The 23,460-nt window shown below is 69.6% G+C and carries 16 protein-coding genes; 7 read left to right on the plus strand and 9 right to left on the minus strand.

Going from position 1 to position 23,460, the window contains the following annotated elements:
• Position 1: 1 nt before the first annotated feature.
• The 4 genes from Aple_RS21180 to Aple_RS21195 all read right to left on the minus strand — a co-directional run bounded on the left by Aple_RS21180 (position 2) and on the right by Aple_RS21195 (position 6,149).
• Entirely contained in the window at positions 2–1,189 is a 1,188-nt protein-coding gene (locus tag Aple_RS21180) for a TIR-like protein FxsC (RefSeq protein ID WP_170321599.1), read from the minus strand.
• 107 nt (positions 1,190–1,296) lie between these two features.
• Entirely contained in the window at positions 1,297–2,076 is a 780-nt protein-coding gene (locus tag Aple_RS21185; protein ID WP_246264674.1) for an AAC(3) family N-acetyltransferase, read from the minus strand.
• Positions 2,073–4,367: an FxsB family cyclophane-forming radical SAM/SPASM peptide maturase gene (locus Aple_RS21190; protein WP_155346392.1), complete on the minus strand. Its 2,295-nt coding sequence runs from the start codon at positions 4,365–4,367 to the stop codon at positions 2,073–2,075. Before Aple_RS21190 ends, Aple_RS21185 begins: the two co-directional genes overlap by 4 nt.
• Positions 4,368–4,856: 489 nt before the next feature.
• Positions 4,857–6,149 carry a M20/M25/M40 family metallo-hydrolase gene (locus Aple_RS21195; RefSeq protein ID WP_155346393.1) on the minus strand — a complete coding sequence of 431 codons (1,293 nt, stop codon included), beginning with the start codon at positions 6,147–6,149 and terminating at the stop codon, positions 4,857–4,859.
• Positions 6,150–6,297: 148 nt separating this feature from the next.
• Here Aple_RS21195 and Aple_RS21200 point away from each other — a divergent pair, with 148 nt between their 5' ends.
• Positions 6,298–7,791, plus strand: coding sequence for an Nramp family divalent metal transporter (locus tag Aple_RS21200; RefSeq protein WP_155346394.1), 1,494 nt, complete (start codon positions 6,298–6,300; stop codon positions 7,789–7,791).
• Positions 7,792–7,926: 135 nt separating this feature from the next.
• On the opposite strand, the gene Aple_RS21205 is transcribed toward Aple_RS21200, so the two are convergent.
• Positions 7,927–9,042 (minus strand): DUF5925 domain-containing protein, encoded by a 1,116-nt coding sequence (locus Aple_RS21205; protein WP_246264675.1) that lies wholly within the window; start codon positions 9,040–9,042, stop codon positions 7,927–7,929.
• A gap of 86 nt (positions 9,043–9,128) precedes the next feature.
• Positions 9,129–12,218 carry an NACHT domain-containing protein gene (locus Aple_RS21210; RefSeq protein WP_155346395.1) on the minus strand — a complete coding sequence of 1,030 codons (3,090 nt, stop codon included), beginning with the start codon at positions 12,216–12,218 and terminating at the stop codon, positions 9,129–9,131.
• Positions 12,219–12,533: 315 nt separating this feature from the next.
• Between Aple_RS21210 and Aple_RS21215 the strand changes: the two genes are divergently transcribed.
• The 6 genes from Aple_RS21215 (at position 12,534) to meaB (ending at position 20,315) form a co-directional block, all read left to right on the plus strand.
• Entirely contained in the window at positions 12,534–13,661 is a 1,128-nt protein-coding gene (locus tag Aple_RS21215; protein ID WP_155346396.1) for an amidase family protein, read from the plus strand.
• Positions 13,662–13,672: 11 nt separating this feature from the next.
• Complete coding sequence (gene mtnA / locus Aple_RS21220; protein ID WP_155346397.1) at positions 13,673–14,617, plus strand: S-methyl-5-thioribose-1-phosphate isomerase; 945 nt, start codon at positions 13,673–13,675, stop codon at positions 14,615–14,617.
• A gap of 83 nt (positions 14,618–14,700) precedes the next feature.
• Complete coding sequence (locus Aple_RS21225) at positions 14,701–15,468, plus strand: peptidoglycan recognition protein family protein (protein WP_155346398.1); 768 nt, start codon at positions 14,701–14,703, stop codon at positions 15,466–15,468.
• Between the two features lie 59 nt (positions 15,469–15,527).
• On the plus strand, positions 15,528–17,270 hold the full coding sequence (locus Aple_RS21230; RefSeq protein WP_155346399.1) for a methylmalonyl-CoA mutase family protein: 1,743 nt from the start codon (positions 15,528–15,530) through the stop codon (positions 17,268–17,270).
• On the plus strand, positions 17,257–19,365 hold the full coding sequence (scpA, locus tag Aple_RS21235; protein WP_155346400.1) for a methylmalonyl-CoA mutase: 2,109 nt from the start codon (positions 17,257–17,259) through the stop codon (positions 19,363–19,365). The genes Aple_RS21230 and scpA overlap by 14 nt, the downstream gene beginning before the upstream one ends.
• The gene (meaB, locus tag Aple_RS21240; RefSeq protein WP_155346401.1) at positions 19,362–20,315 is read left to right on the plus strand and encodes a methylmalonyl Co-A mutase-associated GTPase MeaB; all 954 of its coding nucleotides are present in this window, start codon (positions 19,362–19,364) and stop codon (positions 20,313–20,315) included. Before scpA ends, meaB begins: the two co-directional genes overlap by 4 nt.
• On the opposite strand, the gene Aple_RS21245 is transcribed toward meaB, so the two are convergent.
• Genes Aple_RS21245 through Aple_RS21255 form a run of 3 tightly spaced genes read right to left on the minus strand, consistent with a single transcriptional unit; the run spans position 20,279 to position 23,443 of the window.
• Positions 20,279–20,872, minus strand: a complete 594-nt coding sequence (locus Aple_RS21245; RefSeq protein WP_155346402.1) for a hypothetical protein — start codon at positions 20,870–20,872, stop codon at positions 20,279–20,281. The genes meaB and Aple_RS21245 overlap by 37 nt on opposite strands.
• On the minus strand, positions 20,859–22,355 hold the full coding sequence (locus Aple_RS21250; protein WP_155346403.1) for an extracellular solute-binding protein: 1,497 nt from the start codon (positions 22,353–22,355) through the stop codon (positions 20,859–20,861). The genes Aple_RS21245 and Aple_RS21250 overlap by 14 nt, the downstream gene beginning before the upstream one ends.
• Positions 22,352–23,443 carry a toxic anion resistance protein gene (locus Aple_RS21255; protein ID WP_246264676.1) on the minus strand — a complete coding sequence of 364 codons (1,092 nt, stop codon included), beginning with the start codon at positions 23,441–23,443 and terminating at the stop codon, positions 22,352–22,354. The genes Aple_RS21250 and Aple_RS21255 overlap by 4 nt, the downstream gene beginning before the upstream one ends.
• Between the last annotated feature and the right edge of the window lie 17 nt (positions 23,444–23,460).

A 23,460-nucleotide genomic window follows, 5' to 3' on the forward strand; every position in this document is an offset into this window, starting at 1 on the left:
TTCAGCCTCCTCCAGGGTCCATCAGCCTTGGTCGTTGGGTCTTTGGCTCGACGGGGATGTCCTTCCCGATCGGGGGGATCACCAGGAACTGGTTGGTGGCCCGGCCGAGCGCGTCGGGCAGCGCGCGCCTGAACGCGGCGAAGGACGTGACCGTCTCGGTGTGCGGATCGGTGAGCCGCTCGCCGAGCACCTTCTCCAGCGCCTGGCGCAGTTCCGGCTCCTGCTCCCGCGTCTGCTCGTCGTCCAGATTCCACGGCACGATCACGCTCACCCAACCCCGCCGCAGCTTGTCGAAGTCGCTGAGCGCGGTGAGGAAGCCCGGGTGTGTGACCGCCCACGGGTCGATGATCATCACGCTGGGGCGGTCGGCCTTCTCTGACTCGCGCAGATCCGGCAGGTGATCGGCCAGCGAGCCGATCCGTGCGCGGAAGCCGTGCGCGGCGGCGATATCCACCGCGTATGAGCAAAGCGACCGCGCGTTATCTTCGCTCCGGTATGGATTCCACTCCTCGCACGCCCGCCCGTAGTAGTACGCGGTGCGATCGAGCGGTAATCGGGCCAGGTCCGGGGCGACGATGGTCAGCCGGAGCGGGCGCTCCGCCTTGTGGTCCAGGAAGGCGCTCGGCAGCGATTCGAAATCCAGCCGCTCGGAAGGCCGGATCCAGGTATTCTGCGCGGCGAAAACGATTCGGTTGGCCAGCTCCCAGGTGGCTATCTGATATTGCGTCCGCCGAGCCGCCAGCTTCGCCAGACCGTAAAAGCCCTCCTCCCGGTAGCGGGCTCCCAGTTGTTCGTTGGCGAACTGGATCCCCTTCGCCGCGAGTGGCAGGCTTTCCGGTGCCATGGGCGTCCACCACGCCGGAATGATCGCCTCTGGCGCCTGCCCGTCCGGCCCCACATGGTTGCTCAGTCTCCGGGCGAACGCGGTCCATTCGCGGCCGCAGTTGAGGCTCTCAAAATAGCGCGGCGAGTAGAGGGGGACAAAGACCCGGCACGTGGCCAGCGCTTCGGCCAGCCGTTCCTGCCACAACTGCCCGGACCTCAGGCCGATGTCCATGAAACCGGCCTGCGCCGGGTCGGTCAAGTTGGTGAGCTGCAGGATGTGTTCGCACAGGTCGCTGAACAGCTTGGCCACCCACTTGTTGGCGCGCCGGTGCGGGACATGTGTGGGAGTGTGGGCATAGCTCAAGAAGAAATAGGGCCCCGGAGAAGTCGGTCGCTGATCCATCCGCCTCCCTTCTGGGTTTCCCTTATGGAAACACAGAAGGGGCGGTCAGGGGGGCCGGTACGGCCTGATTATTCCGGCGCGCGGTGCCGGCGCATCCAAGTGATCGCGAAATCCACGGCGGTGGTTAATGGAAAGAAGTGGGAACTGCCGTGTCCGATCATGCCCATTCTGGTGCTTCCGGTCGCGGTGAAAGCCGCGCCAAGCGCCGCGAAGTCGCCATCGTGCAAGACGACATCCCGGTATTCCTGCCATCGAGGGCCTTCACCGTCGTCTGTCACGCAACGATAGAGGCGGGTGGGCGGGTCGGGCCGGTGCCGATATTCGGCGAGATGGAACGCGGTGCACACCTCGAAACCGACCCCAAGCAGCAGGACGTGGGCGCCGACGTCGTTGAGCCGGGACAGCGGGGAACGTTCGCCGAGATGGCAGTCCGGCGCGTGCGCGTCGGTCAGCTTCGCCGCTAGCGGGCCGATCGCGCTGAAGGAGGTCTGCGCGTGGCCGCTGCGGATCGAGCCGGGCAGCGCCCAGATCTCCTCGGCGATCCGGCCCATCCGCCAGGGCGGCGTCGTGGCGGGATCGAAGGCGGGCATCGACCGCCGGAACGCGTCGGTCTCGGCCGCCGTCATGCTCGCGGTGGCCTCCCGGAAGGCCGGCGAGGTGTCGGAGTTGTTGGCGGTGAAGGCGGGGGCCACCAGCGTGCCGTCCGGCCCCAGCACCTCGCGCAGCGCCGCCACCACCGCGGCCGCGCCGCCGGGGACGGGACCCAGGCGGCGTAGTGACGCGTGCACGAGCACGGTCTGTCCCGCGCGCAGCCCGAGCGCGCGCAGCCCGGCTCGCAACCCTGTCATCGAGTCCGGGCTTCGTACGCCTCCCGGTGCCGCCGCGCGGATTCCCTGGCGGCGGCCAGCGCCTCGGCGGGAACCTCCTCGGCGAGCCAGGGGGCGGCCGTCTCGCGCATCCGGGCGATGAATCGCGCGCCCAGCTCGGTGAGGGCTCCGCTGTCCGCCAGCGTCTCGATGGCGGTGGCGGTGTGCTCCCGCCACTGCGCGAAATGCCGGTGGGCGGTCGCCGGGTCGCCGGAGACATGCCGGTACCGACGCCAGAAGTCGGTGACCGCGAGGTGGGCGTAGGTGCCCTGCAGGAGCCCTTCGAGCGGGCGGGGGTCGTCCCGCCAGGGCGCGTAGAAGAGGCCGGTCTCGTGCTCGTCGTACAGGTCGAACATGTCCAGGATGGCGCCCAGCTTCACGTGCTGGAACTCGTGCACGATGAGCAGGGCCATGGTGGCGTCGTCGTGGGGCAGGGCCGCGGCGACCGCGCCGAAGGCGTGCCGCGCGGCCGAACTGACGTCCCGGCCGTCCGCCGCCGGGGACAGCGGCATCAGGGCGGTCAGCCCGGCGCGCAGGCCCGGAGCGTACTCCGGCAGGTGCGTGGTGATGAACTCCCAGGCGGTGGCGTACCGCTCACGCCAGGCGGCGAACTCGGCGTCGGACAGACGGGCGGCGGAGGGCCACTGATGGCAGCTGCGGTAAGGGTCGCAGTCCTCCAGCAGCACGCGGCGCTCGTCGTCGAGGAACCTGACCGGCTCCCATTCGCCTCTCGCCCCCGGGACGTCGACCACTCCGCCGGTCACCGAGACCGTGGCGGTCGGGCCGCGCAGCGCGCCGCGGAAGGTGCCCACGCCGGGCAGGTAGACCGCTCCATCGATCACCTCGGCGGTGAAGGAACCGGTGAACGAGCCGCTCGCGGCGGCCGCGGCGGCGGCAATGTTGCCGAGGTAGTCGGGGCTGTTCTTGCCGTCCAGCCGGTCCACGGCCCAGACCCGGACGTATGGGTGGGCGAGCACCTTGGCGACGGCGGCGGGCGCCCGCTCGTCCAGTTCGACCAGAGCGGCCCAGCTGGCCGGAGCGCTTTCCCTGACCGCCATGGCCAGTGACCGGCGCAGGCTGTTCTGGGCCTCGGCCAGGTCCTGGATCTCCCGCTCGCCGCCGAATCCGCTGGCGAGCAGGTCGAGGGTGGCGGCGGTCAGCGAATGATGGCTCATCGCGACGCTCTCCTTGATGTGGGTGATGAGCTTGAGCAGATCGTCGCAGTAGACGCTCGGGTTCAGGAAGGACCCGGCGCGGAACCGATGCGGGTAGAGGCCTCCGCCGCAGGAGTTCACGACCGGACACTGCCGGCACGTCTCGGCCAGCCCCGCCAGGCCGCGCTGCCGGGCCTGGACGCCGGGGTGCCGGGCGACCTCGTCCAGCGAGTCGTTGAAGACGTCGAAGCCGGTCGCGGGCGCGCCGTCGAAGGCGACCTTCAGCGAGTCGAGCTGCTCGTAGGAGCCGTCGGTGTCGATGACGACCAGGGTGCTCGGCTCCAGGCCGATCGCCTCGGTCATGCTGGGACGGCCGTACGTCGTCGCGATCACGGAGTCGAACAGCCGGATGCCGAACGGTCGCCCGTCCGACTCCCAGCGGTCGAAGATCTTGATCAGCCAGTCGGCGTACGCCACCGGCGATGGTCGCGGTGGGGGCTCCTCCCAGGTGGCGTGGGGGAGCAGGAAGTCGATCCTGGGCGGGTCCAGCTCGGCCAGGGCCTCGTAGACGGTGATCGGGTCGTTGGCCACGTCGATCGTGCAGAGCAGGCCGTTGTACAGCTCGGGCCGGGCGCGCAGCCGCCCGATGCCGCGGATGACCTTGTCGAACGAGCTGTTGCCGTTGGCGTAGCGGCGATGCCGGTCGTTCGCCGCGCGGTCGCCGTCCAGCGAGACGCCGACGCCGACCCGGTGCTTGCTGAAGACATCCAGGTATGCCTCGTTCAGCAGCACGCCATTGGTGTGGACCTTGAAGGTGACCTCGGTGACGCCCTCCAGCGCGCCGCGTAATGTCGTGAGGATGTCGTCCAGGCGCTGGGGGCCGGCCAGCAGCGGCTCGCCACCGTGCAGGATCACGTCGATCCTGGGCAGGCGATGGCGAGTCGCGTGCTCGGCGATACGTGTAGCGACCTGGGCACAGGTGTCCGGACTCAGGACCACCGGACGTCTTTGCCAGCTCTGATCCGCGTGCTCATAAACATAACAATGGTCGCAGGCCAGATCGCATCGACTATGAACCTTAACTACGAATTGATCCAGTGGTATGGTTTGTCCGGTCATTCTGTCCGTCCCAGGCGAAATTTAAATTGATGCCTGGAACGCTGCCACTTTGACGGTAGGGCGTGTAGTATCGCCTTTGACCCTCTGAAGCGTGTGCGGATCCAGCTGCAATTGCGCAAGCGAGACCCCCCGATTGTCGGAGATGCTCGAGGCGAACTCGCCATGTTGATTGTTCATCGCACCTGAACCCTTTCACCGGGCTATGACGTGCCACAACGCCCGTTGCTACGTCGACGCAACAGGCTGGCCTGGACGGCTGATGCTATCAGCTGTAGTGGCTGGTCGGGTGGCGTCGTTACCTAACTCTAGGGTGGCGTTGCCTAGCCCTTTGAGCTGTGTGTGCGGGTTTGCCCTTTTCTACGCGGCATCGGCGCCCGCTCCTATTCGGGACAATATTAAGCGAGGTTAATCATTTATTTGGTTATGCTAGAATCGGTCATTGCCGAAGCCGTGCTAGGCCTGCCCCGGCCGAAGTGTAGCTAGCCACAATCAGCCACGGGGGGTGGAATCGCCGGGTTCCGGGCTCAGCAGATTACCCAGAACCCGCACCCCGAATTCGAGTCCCGCCACCGGAACCCGTTCGTCGACGCCGTGGAACATGCCGAAGTAGTCGAGTTCCGGCGGCAGCAGCAGCGGTGTGAACCCATAGCCGCGGATTCCGATCCGGGCGAAGGATTTCGCGTCCGTCCCCCCGCTCATCACATAAGGAACCGGACGCGCCAGCGGATCCTCCCGCCGCAGCGCCGCGCAGAGCTCGTCGAACAGCCCGTGCACGGGCGCCGACGGAGCCTCCTCCAGGTTCAAGAACTCCCGGGTGATCTTCGGCCCCATCAGCCGGTCGATCGTGTCCAGATACTCCTGCTGCGAGCCGGGCAGGAACCGCCCGTCCACATGCGCCTCCGCCTTGCCGGGTATCGAGTTCACCTTGTCCCCCGCGCGCAGCATGGTCGGATTGGCCGAGTTGCGGATCACGCCCTTGAACAGCGCGGAAGCGGCCGGGGGCAGGCGACGGATCTCGCCGTCCAGGGCGTTGAGGTCGATCCGGGTGCCGAGCGCCTCCGCCAGCCCCTCGATCAGGGCCGCCACCTCCGGAGTGAGGTGGATGGGCCAGGTGTAGTCGGCCAGACGCGTCAGCGCCCGGGCCAGCTCGGCCACCGGGTTGTCGACGGGCGGCTTGGAGCCATGGCCGGGCACGCCACGCGCGGTGAACTTCATCCACGCGGTGCCGCGCTCGGCGACCGCCACCGGGTAGATCCTGGCCCCCTCGGCGGTGACGGTGAAGCCCCCCGACTCGCTGATCGCCTCGGTGCAACCGTCGAAGAGCTCCCGATGGTTCTCGACGACGTAGCGGGAGCCGTACGCGCCGGTGGACTCCTCGTCGGCGAGGAAGGCGAGAATCAGATCGCGGCGGGGACGCACGCCGCGCCTGGCCCAGTCGCGGACCAGGGCCAGCGTCATCGCCAGACTGCCCTTCATGTCGACCGCGCCCCGGCCGTGCACGCAGCCGCCGTCGATCTCGCCGGAGAACGGGTGGCGTTTCCACTCGGCCGCGTCGGCGGGGACCACGTCCAGGTGCCCGTGCACAAGCAAAGCGTCGGGGGAGTCGCCAGTGACGCGGGCGACCACGCTGGTCCGGCGGGGGGCCGACTCGATCAGCACCGGCTCGATGCCCGCCTCGGCGAGCAGGTCGGCCACGTGTTCGGCGGCGAGGCGTTCGCCCGGGCCGGGGTTGGTGGTGTCGATGCGGATCAACTGCGAGCAGATCTCGGCTACCTCGGTCATCGTGCCCTGTCCCTGAGTCGTCGGTTCTCCTTCCCATCGTGTCGGATCATGGACGAACGGTGGTTCACAAATGGGTCTTGCCGGTGTGAGGAGTTGGAGTAAGGCTCGAAGTCGACCTCGGGGGGCCGCGCGAGAAGGAAGGCGCCCCATGACCGAAGTCTCCTCGACCCGTCCCCTAGGCGTCAGCCGCCCGGATCTGGCCGTCACCGACCTGCCCGCCCCGGAGGAGGTGTTCAAGGTCTCCCGGATCGGGCCGAAGGAACTGATCAAGTTCGCCGTCGGCCCGAGCCTGATCGCGCTCGGCATCTCCATCGGCAGCGGCGAGTGGCTGCTCGGCCCGCAGGCCGTCGGCCAGTACGGCTTCATCGGCGTCGGCTGGGTGATCACCGTCTCGGCCCTGCTGCAGACCTTCTACAACGTCGAGATCTCGCGCTACATCATGGCGACCGGCGAGGCTCCGGTCGTCGGCTGGGGCCGCGTCCCGCCCGGCTACCTGCTGTGGGTGCCGCTCTCGGTCTTCGTCGTCATCTTCGCCTTCATCGCGGGCGGCTGGGCCGCCTCCGCGGGCCAGGGCGTGTACGCGCTGGTGCACGGCGAGGTTCCCCCCGCCGGAGCCGAGGAGCCCCGGCTGTGGGCGATCGCGCTGCTGCTCCTGGTCTTCCTGATCACCGCGGCCGCCCGCCGGGTCAGCCGGGCGCTGGAGCTGGCCAACTGGATCATGGTGGGCGCGATCCTGGCCGGGCTGCTGGTCATCGACCTGTTCGTGGTGCCGTTCAGCCAGTGGTGGGAGGCCATCCGCGGCTTCGTCACCCCGTCGGCCCCGCCCGCCGGGATCTCGGCCACCCAGCTCGGCGCGCTCGCCGGTTTCACCGCCCTCGCCTCCGGCCTGAACTGGTACGTGATGGGCCACTACCGGGACAAGGGCTACGGGATGGGATACCGCACCGGCTTCATCTCCGGTCTGCGCGGCGGGCGCACCGAGCTGCTGGCCAGCGGCGTGACCTTCCCCGACGACGAGAAGAACCGGAAGCTCTGGAAGCGCTGGTACCGGCTGCTCCTCACCGACATGTGGGGCATCTTCTTCGTCGGCGCGATCCTCGGCATGCTGCTGCCCACCATGCTGATGGCCCGCGCGGTCGAAATGTCGGGAGAACGCCCGACAACCGCGAACGTGCCCACGTTCGTGGCGGCGGCCCTCGGCGACGAGTACGGCCGGGGCATGTTCTACCTGATGCTGATCCTCGGCGTGCTCATCCTGTTCTCCACCCAGCTGGGGATCTTCGAGGCCATGGTCCGGGTCACCACCGACGCCGCCCACGGCACCAGCACCCGCCTGCGCGTCCTCATCGAGGGCGACCCCCGCCGCTTCTACTACCCGTTCATGCTGGTCCTGCTCGTGATCATCGCCGTCGTGCTGCACCTGGCGCTGCCGGTCAGCCTGGTGCAGTGGTCGGCCAACATGTCCAACCTGGGCGCGCTCATCTACCCGTTCCTGCTGATGTACCTCAACAGCAGGCTGCCGAAGGCGGCCCGACCGCGCTGGTACCACCACGTGATCCTGGTGCTCAACTTCCTCTTCTTCGGCTTCTTCTTCGTCAACTTCATCGCCGACTTCGTGGGCGACCCTCTCGTCACGTTTTAGGTAGGGCCTGGACGGCGCCCCCTCGCCGGCCGGCCGGTTGGCCGCGGACCTGGGGGAGTCAGGGACGAGATCGGGCGGGTGCGCGACGACGGGAACCTGGCCACCGAACAGCTTCCCGAGGTCGCGTCCTACCTGCTAGAGGTACAGGCCGATGCCGCCGACCGGCTCCGGCTCGATGGGCGGGCGGCCAGAACGTAGCGCGAACAGCTCGGCCAGCGTCGCCCCCGCCGGGCCGATGCCCTCGCGGGTGCCCAGCCAGGCCGCCGCCTGCTCGCTGTCCATCCGCCCCACCTCGATCTGGGCCAGGCACCGGCCCGGCCGGACCACGGCCGGGTGCAGCCGGGCCAGATCCTCGTTCGTGGTGATCGCCACCAGCACGTCACGCCCCTGGCCGAGCAGGCCGTCGGTCAGGTTGAGCAGCCGCGACAGGCCCTGTCCCGTGGACGCCTTGGCCTCGGCATGGATCAGCTCGTCACAGTCCTCCAGCACCAGCAGCCGCCACTTGCCCTCCCCGTGATCCGGGCACTCGCAGCCGACCGCGACCTCCATCAGGTAGCCGGGATCGTTGAACAGCCGCTCCGGGTCCAGCACGCAGTCGACCTGGCACCAGGTGGCCCACTCCCGGGCCAGCGTGCGCAGCAGCGTCGTCTTGCCCGTCCCCGGCGGGCCGTGCAACAGCAGCAGCCGCCCGTTCACGTCATCCGGGCGCGTCGCCATCAGCTGGTCGAGCCGCACGCTGGCGGCCCGCGGATAATTCGCCCGTACGGCGTCCCACGGCGAAGTCGTGATCTTCTTCCCCGACCGGCGGCGCCCATGCTCGCTCATCCACCAGAACCCCATGGACACCACGTCCGCGTCCTTCGGCGCCTCCTCCTCGGCGTCCTTGACGACCTCGTCCACGATCGCCACAGCGAGCTCCTCGCTGACCGCCGTCACCGCGACCGTCGCCGACTGGTTGGTGAACCGCACCACCCGCAGCGTCCACCCCTCGCCCCCGTACAACCGGGCATCAGGCCCATCCACAGCCGACGCCGACCGCAGCAACCGCCCACGCGAGGCCGTCAACGGCGCGTCCGCCCGGATCCGGTCGATCGTGACCGTCCGCGCCCACGGCTGCTCCCCCGTGGCGAACGGCGACAACGCCAGCGCGTCGATCACATCGGCCGGGCTGTCGCTGTCATCGATCCACACCTTCATCGCCAGCGGCTCCGGCGGCACGGAGAACTGAACCTCCTTAACCACATTGTCCATACCCTCATGATCCTCACCTGGGACCATGATTGTCGACACATTTTCCGTCACGGACGATGCTCACCTCCTGCTGTGACACAGGGTGTCTAGTTCCGGACCAGCAATAGGGCTTGATTGGCGTGGGACCCCTTATTCGGCTCCGTGAGAGCGATCAACGTATTGATGATTCTCCCGAGCCCTTCGATATCGGCTTGATGGCTGCCCCCGGGTTTATCACGAAGCTGGAGAGTCGCGGCGTGAAGGGCGGCGACGGAAAGCACGATATCGCGTTCACTCTGTTGTGCGGTTCGATCCAGCACAGGAGTGATCAAACCTTTCGCGTAACGGACCAGAGTGAGAACTCGTAAATCCGCGCCGCTCGCCGTCAGATTCCCCAATATGTGTTGCAGTGCCGTCGCGGGGTCTTCGAGGGAGCCGCAGCGGAGATGCTTTGAGAGGCTTTCCTTCAAGAACTCCTCAAAAGTGATCTCTTGCTTCTTCGATCCGGTGGACGAATTGATCCATGAGTTGAGCAGGCCCTCCGCCGCCGCGACCATTGTTGATAGTACTTCGAATGGCCGAGGACCGGCACCGGCACCGAGGACGCGGGCGAGCTGAAGCTTGGGGCCATGATTGAAGTCGAGCGGGAAGTGCGGGTGAGTGGCCAGGACCACCGCAATCTGCGGGCTGGCGAGGTGCATGGCCAATTGCCGGCGAGTAAGAATACCGCTGAGGGAGTCGATGTGGAAGGGCGAGCGACTCAGGGCGATACGGCCATCAAAAGTGCCGCGAAGCGAAACCGTACGGCTGTGTTTCAAATGCTGGTAGAGAACGCGCTCGAGCTTGCTGTTGAAGTCGTCTTGGCTGTCGCTAGCAGTGATCGGCTCGAATGCGGATAATCTGCTGGGATCGGCGGAAAGCTGCGCATAGGCCAGCAGGCGAGCAAGTGACCGGGCTTCGGGAATGAGCATGGAAAGGCGAAAGAAGAGATGAGTGTGACTGAGGATGAGTTCCGGGTAGCGGGCCAGCTGTTCCGGCGTCGGATCGTACGGCCACGGAGCGTCATTGGCCACAAGGCTGAACCGCTTGCCATCATGGGCCCAGATGGTGCGGCCGCCGAATGCGGGCAGACTCTGGAGATACTGATGAGTGGCTTCCGCGGGAGTGGGCAGCCGATAGGTGAGGCCGTCGTCGTAGAGGGCGTTCAGCCAGGAGACGAAGTTGGCCGCGTCCGCGACCACGATTGCGGTGGCCGGGATCGCGCTGGGATCCTGGACGGGTGTGTTGTAGCCATGTAGTTGGTAATAACGGGCAAACCGGTTCCACGCGTCAACGGTGACCAACTGCGAGCAGATCGCCGTCCCGTCATCCAGATGGACCACGTTGTGGAAGGTGCGCAGCATGGTGACCGCGTCGATGAGACGCCGCCGCCCGGCGCTGACGGTTTCGCCAGGGTCGAGTATTCGATCGAGCCTTGCCCTGACGGCGGGCTGAACCTGTCGACCCTGGTCGACGCAGGCGAACGCGAGCGCGAGAGCCCGGATCGTCCCGGAGTCCAGGCATGCTTCGATCAGGGGAGTGGAGTCGGAATCAGCGGCCCACAGGAGGCTGGCCTCCCGCCACCACGGGTCGTCGACATTGCCGGTCAACAGCTGGCGCAGATTATCGGGATATTCCTTGATCTGCGCGGCCGCGAGATATTCCTGGAGGGTGAGATGGGCGAATGAGAACAGGCCCTGCTCTCGCTCCACCAGCAGGCCGCTCTTGCCGGCTTCGCCGAGAAAGACCTCCGGCGTGGTGCTCTCACCGCAGACTTCGGCGAGGGGTTCCCTGACGACGCGCAGTGCGTCCACGGACGTGATGTCGCGCTGCCGGCTGCTCATCATGTAGACGGCGAGGTGCCGCATGACGGCCGCCTTCTGGGGTCCGGTCAGACCGGTGGGGTCGGTCAGGTTCTTGCCCTCCTGGCGGCGGTGCAGGAGAACGTCGCACATTTCCGCGTACAGCGCGGCCCGGCTGCCCGGTAGCGCTCCCCGGTAGCGGTGCACGCTCGCGATCATCGTGAGCAGGAGCGGATTCGCCGCCAGGTCGTACAACGCGGGCTGGCCGCGCAGCCGGCCGATCAGATCCAGGGCATTGCGCTCCGCGATCTCATAGACGTCTTGGTCGCGGCCCAGACGGGAGCGTCGTTCGATGGCCCGGTACCAGGAATGGAGAAACCGTGACACCTGGTCCGCTGTGAACCTCTGCACATGCAGCACGTCGGCGTTGGTCAGCGGGTTGGACAGGAAGCCGTATGGCCTGGACGTCACCACGAAGGTGTTGCGCGGATATCGGGCGATCTGATCGTGAACCCATCCCACCACGCGCTTTCGGTCCTGCTCGTCCGCGACCTCGTCCAGCCCGTCCAGCAGGACCACACAGCGGCCGCGGTCCAGCCGTCCTCGCAGCCACGCGGCCGGAATCCTGCCTCGAAGCCAGGGTGATGACGCGGCCACCTCGGCCAGGCTTTCCGGCTCCTCCGCGAGGAGTGAGGCGGTATGACCCCGCAGATAGAGCAGGACCGGGAGGCGGCGGGGACGCCAGAACTCGCGGCTGAGAACTCGCCAGTTCGGTTCGGAGAGCGCCAGGGCGGTGTATCTGGCCAGCGTCGTCTTTCCCGAGCCCGGTGCCCCCAGAACGGCGAACACTCGCCCTTCTCGCAGGAACGACGCCAGCGACCGCCGCTCACCCGACCGGCCGATCTCCTGCGATCCGGCGCCGAGCCCCGAGTCCCCGGCGGTGTCCCGCGCGGGACGAGGCTGGAGCGTCACATCCACGTACACCTGGCGCATCCGGAGCACGAACTCGCCCTGCGTCACCACGCCGATCGTCTCCATGTCGGCGACGGAAGCGCGCAATTGCCGCAGATAGACCCCACGCCGGATGTGCGGAAAGGGGGCGTTAAGCCGCGAAGGTTCGGCGCCTAGCCCCGAGCTCCCGGCGGTGTCCTGCGCGGGACGAGGCTGGGCGTTCAATTGGGAGGGCTCGGCCGCCGCCGCTGTCAGAAGGGCGACGAGGACGGTGAAACCGAAAGCTAGATATGCCCAAGTCCAACTAATTTGGCCGTCGTTGATGACTTGGTTGGCGGCGACTCCGGCCGTGACGGCGCCAGTCGCCGCCGCGATCGCCAGCGCGACGAACCGTAACCGAGGCATACCTGATCTCCAGCCCGATCTGATTGTCGTCGGCCCTCATGGCCGCGGAGCAGCATCGATGTGGGCGCCCTCGCGCGGCCCTTGTCGCGTTGCGTCCTCGTCCTCATCGTTCGCCGGAATTGCCGGTAATTTCCGGAAATTGGCCTCACTGCATGACGCTGTCGAATGTTAGTTGATCGCGACGTGGTGCTTGAGCCGCAGTGATTATATGTGTAACTTCCCGGAAACTCTGGCATACCGAGCGTGAAATTGGGCTGGCATAGGAGTGGGGCGTAGCGTAACCGGGACGTTCGACCTGGCCACTTTGGAGGATGGGTGGGGATCGATCCGTTCGTGTCGTGGGGAACGCCGTCAGGAGCAGAGTCGCGGGAGGGTTCCGGGGCGCTCGCGGGGGTGAGGCTGGCCGTCAAGGATGTCTTCGATGTCGCGGGGGAGCTGACGGGGGCGGGGCATCCGCGGTGGCTGGAGACGCATGAGCCGGCGGTCGAGGACGCGGTGGCGGTGGCGCGGTTGCGGGCGGCGGGGGCCGTACTGGCCGGGAAGACGCATACCGATGAGCTGGCCTACAGTCTGGGTGGGACGAATCAGCATTATGGGGCGCTGGAGAATCCGGCCGCGCCTGGGCATGTGTGCGGGGGGTCCTCCAGTGGGTCGGCCGCGGCGGTGGCCGCGGGGCGGGCCGATCTCGGGCTGGGGACCGACACCGCGGGATCGATCCGCGTGCCCGCCTCCTACACCGGCCTGTACGGCTTCCGCCCCACCCACGCCCGCGCCCCCCGCGAGGGAATCGTCCCCCTCGCCCCCACCTTCGACGTCCCGGGCCTGCTCACCCGCGACCTCGCCCTGCTCCGCGAGGCGGCCGGAATCCTCCTGGACGGCAGCGGAAGCGGCACGGCCACCCGGCTGTGCGTGCCCCCCGACCTGTGGGCCGACCAGTCGCCCCGGGTGGGGGCGGCACTCGCCCCGGCGATCGCCAGGCTCGGGCTTCCGGTGCACCGCACCCCGGTCGGCCACGACGTCACCGACGCGTTCGCGATCGCGCAGGCGGCGCAGGCCTGGAGCTGCCACGGCGCGTGGATCACCCAGGAACGGCCGGAGTTCGGGCCGGGCGTACAAGCGCGGTTCCGGCGGGGCGAGGGGCTCACCCGGGAGGAGGTCACGCTCGCCCGCAAGGCGCTGGACGAGGCCGCCGACCGGATCAGGGTGCTGCTCGACGGCGGCGGGATCCTGGTGCTGCCCACCGCGCCGGGCGCGGCTCCGGCGCTCGGCCGCCCCGAGGACCGCCGGCTGATGACGCTCCGGCTGACCTGCCTGGCGCCGCTGTCCGGCAGCCCGGCCCTCAGCCTGCCCGCCGGGCTGCTCGACGGCCGCCCGCTCGGCCTGTCGCTGATGGCGGCCCGGGGGCACGACGAGGTGCTCTTCGACCTGGCGGCCCGCGTCTAGGCTGATCCGATGTGAGGACGATTGACTGGGTCGACGGCGCGATCACGCTCGTCGACCAGACCCGGCTGCCGGGCGAGCTGACCTACCTGCGCATCACCACGGTCGCGGACCTGATCGACGCGATCCAGCGGCTGGCGGTCCGGGGCGCGCCCGCGCTCGGGGTCGCGGGCGCGATGGGCGTCGCGCTCGCGGCCAGGACCGGCGAGCCGATCGCGCCGCTGCGGGCGGCCAGGCCCACGGCCGTCAACCTGGCCTGGGGGGTCGACCAGGCGGCGGCGAGCGCGGACCCGCTGGCCCGGGCACTGGAGATCAGGGACGAGGACATCGCGGCCTGCCTGGCCATGGGCGCGCGCGGCGCCGACCTGCTGGCCGAGCACGCCGCCACCCGGGTGATGACCGTCTGCAACACCGGCGGCCTGGCCACCGTGGAACGAGGCACCGCGCTCGGCGTCATCCAGACCATGCACGAGCGCGGCGTGCTCGCCGAGGCCCTCGCGCTGGAGACCAGGCCGCTGCTCCAGGGGGCCAGGCTGACCGCCTGGGAACTGGCCAGGATGGGCGCGCCGCACCGCCTGATCGTCGACTCGGCCGGACCCTTCCTGCTGGCCAGGGGCGCCGCCGACGCCGTCCTCATCGGCGCGGACCGGATCGCCGCCAACGGCGACACCGCCAACAAGATCGGCTCCTACTCGCTCGCTCTCGGCGCCCGCCGTGCCGGGGTCCCGTTCCTGGTCATCGCCCCCGAGACCACGATCGACCTGGCCACTCCCACCGGCGACGCCATCCACATCGAGGACCGCGGCGCGGCCGAGGTCGTCTCCCTGGGCGGGGTGAAGATCGCACCCGACGGAACCCAGGCGCTCAACCCGGCCTTCGACGTCACCCCCGCCGACCTGATCACCGCGATCGTCACCGACCGCCGGGTGATTCGCCTGGATCGCGGCGAGACGCCGTGACACATGCGGATTCGGCCAAAGAGACACTGTTGTAGACCGTTCCGCAATACGCTCGGATACCGAACCAGATACAGGAGATCTTCGTGGCCATCGACCTCGTGACCCGCAGTGCTTGGGGCGCGCGAGCCCCGAAGGGGTCCTATTCGCCGCTCAGTTCGACGCGCGGCGTGAAAGTGCACTACACGGGCGGGCGCGTCGATCCGGCCATCATCACCGATCACGCCAAATGCGTGGCAATGGTGAAATCAATTCAGAATTTCCACATGGATGGAAATGGCTGGATAGATATTGGTTACTCGATGGTAGCTTGTCCGCATCGTAAGGTTTTCGCCGGTCGCGGGCCCAGGCATGTGCCCGCCGCCAACGGGGCCGGGCTCAACTCCGGTCACTACGCCGTGCTGGGCCTGGTGGGCAACGCCGGCCTGGTCGAGCCCACCGACGCGATCCTGCACGGGATTCTGGACGCGATCGAGTACCTGCGGGCCGAAGGCGGCGCGGGGCGGGAGATCAAGGGGCATCGGGACGGCTACAGCACCGACTGCCCGGGCGGCCCGCTGTACGCGTGGGTTCAGCGAGGCGCCCCCCGGCCCGGCGGTGGCGACCCGCCGGCGGAGCCCGGCGCGCCGCGCTGGCCGGGACGGCTGCTGAAGTACCCGCCGGTGATGCGGGGCGACGACGTGCGGACCTGGCAGACCCAGATGAAGCGCATCGGCTTCGAACTCGACGCGGACGGCGCGTACGGCCAGCGCTCCCGGGACGTCTGCAAGACCTTCCAGCGCCGGGTAGATCTTGACGATGACGGCATCGTGGGCCGCCTGACCTGGGAGGCTTCGTTCGACGCGAAGCCGTGACGCGCCGATACCGCACCCCGCTGGCGTCATAAGGAGCGCGTTCGGCTTAGCATCCACGCATGACGGTGTCACCTGTTGACCTCGCCGCCGAGTTCCCGCCCGGATCGCGGGAGCGGTGGCGCGAGCTCGCCCTCGGCGTGCTGCGCAAATCGGGCTTCGAAGGCGGCGATCCGGAGGACGCGCTGTCCTCCAGGACGTATGACGGGATCGAGATCGCGCCCCTCTACGACCGGCTGCCCACCGCCCCCCGGGTGCTGCGGCCGGGGACCGGCTGGGACGTGCGGCAGCGGCACGCGCACCCGGACCCGGCGGTGACCAGGGAGGCGATCCAGGCCGACCTCGAGAACGGGGTCACCTCGATCTGGCTGGACCTGACCTCCCTCGACCCCGCCGCGCTCCCGGCCGTGCTGGACGGGGTGTATCTGGATCTCGCCCCGGTGATCCTTGACGCGGGGCCGCGCACCGAGCAGGCGGCCACGATCTTCCTGGAGCTCGCCGCCGGGACCGCGCTGGCCGGGGGCAACCTCGGCGCCGGTCCGCTCGCCCCCGGCCTGGCCGAGCTGGTACGGCGCTGCGTCGCCGAGCAGCCCGCCGTCATGGCGGTGACCGTGGACGCGTTGCCGTACCACGACGCGGGCGCCGGGGACGCGGTGGAGCTGGGCTGCTCGATCGCGGCCGGGGTGGCGGGCCTGCGCGCGCTCACCGACGCCGGGATCTCCGCCGAGCAGGCGTTCGGCCAGCTGGAGTTCCGGTACGCGGCGACCGCCGACCAGTTCCTCACCGTCGCCAAGTTCCGGGCGGCCCGCCGCCTGTGGGCCAGGGTCGCCGAGGTCTGCGGGGTGCCGGGGGCGGCGCAGCGGCAGCACGCGGTGACCTCCTCGGCCATGATGACCGCCCGCGATCCGTGGGTGAACATGCTGCGCACCACGCTGGCCTGCTTCGGCGCGGGCGTCGGCGGCGCGGACGCGGTGACCGTGCAGCCGTTCGACGCGGTGCTCGGCCTGCCGGACGGTTTCGCCCGCAGGATCGCCCGCAACACCCAGTCCCTGCTGGTCGAGGAGGCCGGGGTGGCGCGGGTGAGCGACCCGGCGGGCGGCTCCTGGTATGTCGAGAACCTCACCGCCGACCTGGCCGAACGCGCCTGGTCGTGGTTCCAGGAGATCGAGCGCGCGGGCGGGCTCGCGGCGGCCGCTGAGACGCTGATCCCGGCGCGGCTGGCCAAAACCAGGGAGGCCAGGGCCCGGGACGTCGCCCGCAGGAAGAGCCCCATCACCGGCGTCAGCGAGTTCCCCAACCTGACCGAACGCGCCGTCGTGCGCGAGCCGGGCCCCGGGCTGCCCGCCGCGCCGGGGCGGGTCCGCTACGCGGCCGAGTTCGAGGCCCTCCGCGACCAGGCCGACGCCCGGCCCCAGCGGCCGCTGGTGTTCCTGGCCACGATCGGCCCGGTCGCCGTGCACACCGCGCGGGCTTCGTTCGCGGCCAACCTGTTCGCCGCCGGGGGCATCGCCACCGTCACCAGCGGCCCCGGCGTCGACCCGGCCGCGCTGGCCGAGGCCTTCCGCGACGCGGGCACGCCGGTCGCCTGCATCTGCTCCAGCGACCGCCTGTACGGCGAGCACGCGGAAGCCGTGGCCGCCGCGCTCCGCGCCGCCGGGGCGAGGCGGATCTGGCTGGCGGGCAAGGGCGAGTACGCCGGAGTGGACGACACGATCCGCGTCGGCGGCGACGCCCTGGACGCGCTCAGAAAGACATTCGCCGACCTGGGCATCGACGTGAAGGGGGATTCCGATGAGCATTCCTGATTTCTCCGGCATCGGGCTCGGCATCGGGAAGGACCACCTCCCCGCCCAGGACGCGGAACCTTGGGACACCCCCGAGGGCATCGCTGTGCGGGCCCGCTACGACGCCGCCGACCTCCCGGGCTATCTGCCGACCTATCCGGGGATCGCGCCGTACCTGCGCGGGCCGTACCCGACCATGTACGTCAACCAGCCGTGGACGATCCGCCAGTACGCCGGGTTCTCCACCGCCGAGGAGTCCAACGCCTTCTACCGGCGCAACCTGGCCGCCGGGCAGAAGGGCCTGTCGGTCGCGTTCGACCTGGCCACCCACCGCGGCTACGACTCCGACCATCCGCGGGTGGCGGGCGACGTCGGCATGGCGGGCGTGGCCATCGACTCGATCTACGACATGCGCCAGCTCTTCGACGGCATCCCGCTGGACAGGATGTCGGTCTCGATGACCATGAACGGCGCGGTGCTGCCCATCCTGGCGCTCTACATCGTGGCCGCCGAGGAGCAGGGCGTCGCGCCGGAGCAGCTGCAGGGGACCATCCAGAACGACATCCTCAAGGAGTTCATGGTCCGCAACACCTACATCTACCCGCCGGGGCCGTCGATGCGGATCATCTCCGACATCTTCGCCTACACCTCCGCCCGCATGCCCAAGTTCAACTCGATCTCCATCTCCGGCTACCACATCCAGGAGGCCGGGGCCACCTGCGACCTGGAGCTCGCCTACACCTTGGCGGACGGGGTCGAATACCTGCGCGCGGGGGTCGCGGCGGGCATGGACGTGGACACGTTCGCGCCGCGCCTGTCGTTCTTCTGGTGCATCGGCATGAACTTCTTCATGGAGGTCGCCAAGCTGCGCGCCGCCCGCCTGCTCTGGGCGGAGCTGGTCCGCGGCTTCGGCGCCAAGAACCCCAAGTCCCTGTCGCTGCGCACCCACTCCCAGACCTCCGGCTGGTCGCTCACCGCCCAGGACGTCTTCAACAACGTGGTACGCACCTGCGTGGAGGCGATGGCCGCCACCCAGGGCCACACCCAGTCGCTGCACACCAACGCGCTGGACGAGGCGCTCGCCCTGCCCACCGACTTCTCCGCCAGAATCGCCCGCAACACCCAGCTGCTGCTCCAGCAGGAGTCCGGCACGACCAGGGTCATCGACCCGTGGGGCGGCTCCTACTACGTCGAGCGCCTCACCGCCGAGCTGGCGGAGCGCGCCTGGGCGCACATCCAGGAGGTGGAGGAGTTCGGCGGCATGGCCCGCGCCATCGACAAGGGCCTGCCCAAGCTGCGCATCGAGGAGGCGGCGGCGCGCACCCAGGCCAGGATCGACTCCGGTCGCCAGCCGGTCATCGGCGTCAACCGCTACCGGCCGGAGGCGGACGAGCCGATCGAGGTGCTCAAGGTGGACAACACCTCGGTGCGCGACCAGCAGCTGGCCAAGCTGCGCCGGCTGCGCGAGGAACGCTCGCCCGCCGAGGTCGCCGCCGCCCTCGACGCGCTCGGCAAGGCCGCCGCCGGCACCGAGAACCTGCTCGAGCTGGCCGTCGACGCGGCCAGGGCGAAGGCCACCGTGGGGGAGATCTCCGACGCGCTGGAGAAGGTGTTCGGGCGGCACGAGGCGCGGATCCACACCATCACCGGGGTGTATCGGGAGGAAGTGGGATCCGGCATGGACGACGTGCGCGCCGCGTGCGAGGAGTTCGCGCGCGAGCAGGGCCGCCGCCCGCGCATCCTGGTCGCCAAGATGGGCCAGGACGGCCACGACCGCGGCCAGAAGGTGATCGCCACCGGCTTCGCCGACCTCGGCTTCGACGTGGACGTCGGCCCGCTGTTCCAGACGCCGGAGGAGGTCGCCAGGCAGGCGGTCGAGGCCGACGTGCACATCGTCGGCGTCTCCTCGCTCGCGGCCGGCCATCTGACCCTGGTGCCCGCGCTGAAGAAGGCCCTCGACGAGCTCGGCGCGGGCGACATCATGGTCGCGGTCGGCGGCGTGATCCCGCCCGGCGACTTCGAGGCGCTGCGCGCCGCCGGGGCCGCGGCGATCTTCCCGCCCGGCACGGTGATCGCCGAGGCGGCCCTGGACCTGCTGCGACAGCTGCGACGATGAGCGTGCGGGCCTACGCGGACGGCGTGCTGTCGGGCTCGCGCCGGGGCATCGCGCGCGCGATCACCCTGGTCGAGTCCACCCGGGCCGACCACCGGGAGCTCGCCCAGGAACTGCTCGCCGAGCTGGCGCCGCACGCGGGCAAGGCGCGCCGGGTGGGGATCAGCGGCGTGCCCGGGGTCGGCAAGTCCACCTTCATCGAGGCGCTGGGCACGCACCTGACCGGCCTGGACGCCCAGGTCGCCGTGCTCGCGGTGGACCCGTCCTCCACCCGGACAGGCGGCAGCATCCTGGGCGACAAGACCAGGATGGCGCGCCTGGCCGTGGACCCGAAGGCGTTCATCCGCCCGTCCCCGACGGCGGGCACCCTCGGCGGCGTGGCCAAGGCCACCCGGGAGGCGATGGTCGTGGTCGAGGCGGCCGGGTACGACACCGTCCTGGTGGAGACCGTCGGCGTCGGCCAGTCGGAGACCGCCGTGGCCGAGATGGTGGACACCTTCCTGCTGCTCACCCTGGCCCGCACCGGCGACCAGCTGCAGGGCATCAAGAAGGGCGTGCTGGAGCTGGCCGACGTGATCGCGGTCAACAAGGCCGACGGGGAGCACGAGATCTCCGCCAAACGGGCCGCGCGCGAGCTGAGCGGCGCGCTGCGCCTCATCCGGTCCGAGACGCCGGTGCTCACCTGCAGCGGCCTCACCGGCGCGGGCTTGGAGGAGCTGTGGGCGCAGGTGCTCCGCCATCAGGAGCTGACCGACCTGGTCGCGAAACGCCAGCGCCAGGCCGTCGACTGGACCTGGGCGATGGTGCGGGACCGGGTGCTCGGCGATCTCCGGGAGCGTACCGACGCGCTCGCCCCGCTGGTGGAGGCCCAGGTCCTGGACGGCACGCTCACGCCCGTCCAGGCGGCCGACCTGCTCTACAGGTCGAGCTCTGAACCGCCGAATCGGTCCTGAAGGAAGCGGCTCTGGGCTTTCAGGGCCTGCTCGTCGCCCTGGTAGACGGCGTCGGCCACCCTGCCGAGACCGGCCCGGAGCAGCTCCAGCTGCCCCAGGAGCTCGGCGTGGGCGGCCGGGCGGCGGGACATCGGCAGGTTGGCGTAGGCGTTGAGGCTGGTGGGCAGGTAGTCGCGGATGGTCTGCGACACCACGTGCAGCTGGTCGGGCGCGGTGGTGAGCACCTCCGCGCGGTCCAGCACCTCCTTGAGCAGCCCGCCCAGCTCCTGCGCCTGCCGCAGCACGTCGTCAGGAAATCTCCCGGGCAGCCCGGCGAGCAGGGTGTCGAGGTCCGCGCGCAGCTCGGCGGTCTCGACCTCGGCGTGGGAGAGCACCACGCGGGTGCGGTCGGGCGGGGCGAGCAGGGCGCCGATGCCGTACAGACCGGCGACGACCACCGGCCAGAACGCGCCCGCGACGCCCGCGAAGACCAGGCCGACGCCGATCAGGGCGAGGATCGAGCCGACGATGTTCTTCGTGGAGCCCAGGTAGCGGAAGATCCGCTCACTGGTAGCCACGGATCTCCTTGAAGGCGGCGGCCAGCGAGCCCGTGCGGGCGTCGAAGACCGCGCCGCCGGTGAGGGTGGCGATCCCGGTCATCTCCTCGACGTCGCTGTCGCCGAACAGCACCACGAAGGTCGGGACCGTCCGCTGCTGCTCCGGCAGGGAGCGGTAGAACCCGTCGAAGGCCGCCGCGTCGGAGCCGTCGGTGTTCTCGCCGTCGGTCATCAGCACGATCGAGGTGTAGTGGCCCGGCTCCACCGGCTCGGAGTAGGCGGTGCGGAGCGCGTCGAAGATGGCCGTGCCGCCCGCGGCCTGGAGGCTCTCGGCGAACGAGCGGATCTCGCCCAGCGCCGCCTCCGGGTCCCGTTCCGGCAGCGTGAACGCGCGGGGCGGCAGCGGCGCGTCGTTGAAGGGGATCATGGTGACCGCCTCGCGGTTGCGGAACCGGGAGAACGTGCCGGAGGCGGAGGTGTCCGCGCCGGTCAGGGTGACCAGGGCCTGGCGCAGCGCGGCGATCCTGTCGCCTTCCATGGAGCCCGAGGTGTCCAGCACGAACCTGGCTCGTGCGGGCACCCGCACCTCGTTCAGGTACGCGGCGATCAGCTCGTCGGCCGCCGAGCGCCGGTTCGGGAACGGCAGCTCCACGAGGGGCGGCGCGGTGCCGATGCCGGGCACGATCGGCCGCCGGAAGGTGGTGTTCATGATCTGCCGCTGGGTGTCCGGGGTGCGCAGCCAGGCGGCGAGCTGGTTGTAGGCGTCCTTCTTGGGGGAGGACGCCAGCAGGGTCAGCGGGTAGTCGGCGGAGACCACGCCGTCGCTCGGGTAGATCAGGGTGAGGTTCATGCCCCGCAGCACGGACTCGTAGTTGATCAGGCCGTCCACGCCGGGGCTGCGGTTGTACGCGTCGGCCAGCCAGCCGGAGGAGCCCGAGGTCAGCCGCTGGGCCGAGAAGAATCCCTTCAGCTTCGGGGTGACCGCGTCGATCTGCTCCGCGCTGAGCGCCTCGTCGGCGTCCGAGAGCGCCGCCGCCACGCCGACGAGCGCGGAGAAGCCGGAGTTGGAGGAGGCCGGGTTGGTCATGCCGAAGGTGAACTTGCCCTGCGTCGCCGCGGCCGTGATGTCCGACCACGACGGGGGAGCGCTGTCCCAGCCGAGTTCGGCGGCCTTGGCGGGCTTCAGGCCGAGCACGACCGGGGAGTTCATGATCTTGATCTCGCTGGACAGCCGTTCCCGCGCGCCGTCGATCAGCGACAGGTAGCGGTTGGAGGAGAACCAGATCGCGTCGTAGCGGCCGTCCGCGCCGCCGCTCGCCACCTGCTCGGCGCCGTCCAGGGTGCCGGTGTAGGTGAGCTCCACGTTCAGCCCGGAGTCCTTGAGCAGGGGTTCCAGGTCTTTGACCTCGCTTCCGGCGAGGATGCGGAAGGTGTCCTCCTCGCCGGAGCAGGCCGCGCTCGCCAGCAGGGCGAAGGCCAGCAGGACGTGGGCCAGGCGGGTCACTCGGCGCTCCTGGCCAGGTACGTCTGCGCGTGTTCCAGCTCCACGGTCAGGCTCGACACGGTGGTCGCCATGTTCTCGGTGGCCTGCGCGCGGAAGGTGTCGATCATGTCGATGGTGGCGTAGATGTTGTCGAACGCGCGGCGCAGCGAGTCCAGGTTGACCGTGGTCGAGGCGCTCTGGGTCTGGATCTCGGCGGCCTGCGTGCGCAGCAGCTCGCTGGTCGCCACGATCAGGTCGGAGGTGGTCTGGTTGAGGGCGCTGATCTGGTCCAGGACCAGCTTCTGCCCGGCCAGGGCCTGGGCCACCGTGACGGCGGTGCGCAGGGCCGCGATCGTGGTGGTCGTGGCGCGGTCCACGCCCTTGATGAGTTCCAGGTTGTTCTTCCGTACCAGGTCGAGGGCGAGGTAGCCCTGCGCGGAGACGGCGAGCTGGGTGAGCAGGTCCTGGTGCTTCTGGCGCACGCCGAACAGGGCGTCGGAGCGGAGCGCGACCGCCTGCTCCTCGTCGGCGGTGAGCAGGTGGTTCTCCAGCTCGGCGTCCAGGGCGGCGGCCAGCGTCGCGTACTCCTGGAGTTTCAGCATGGACTCCCAGAGCACGCGGCGCTCGCCCTCGATCGCGGCGTTGTCCTTCAGCAGCTCGTCCTGGCCGGATTTGAGGGCGCGGACGATGTCGTCCAGGTGCTTCTGCGCGCTATGAAATTTCGCGAAATAGTCGCGCAGGCCGGCGGGGATGAGGCCGAGGAACTTGCGGGCGCCGGTGGCCTGGCGAGGGTCCAGGTCGACGATCGTGCGACGCAGGGCGACCAGCTGGCCGGGGACCGGTCCGGACGCGCTCGCCACCGGGCGCTTCAGCATGCGGTTGGCCACCTGGGCGGACGAGCGGATCTCGGTGTCGCCCATGGCGGTGATGCCCGCGACCTTGCGGGTGAACTCCGGCGCGCGCGGGTCCATCGCGGCCAGCTCCGCGGCGAACCCGCGGGCCCGCTCGGCGAGTTCGGCGGCGCGGTCGGCCGGGATCGGCAGCATCGAGGCGGCCTTCTCGGCGGGCACCGGCGGAACCGGGTCGGGCGGGGTGAGTACTAGGTCCAACGGGGGATCCTCACGGG

The sequence above is a fragment of the Acrocarpospora pleiomorpha genome (genome assembly GCF_009687885.1).
GTDB lineage: Bacteria > Actinomycetota > Actinomycetes > Streptosporangiales > Streptosporangiaceae > Acrocarpospora > Acrocarpospora pleiomorpha.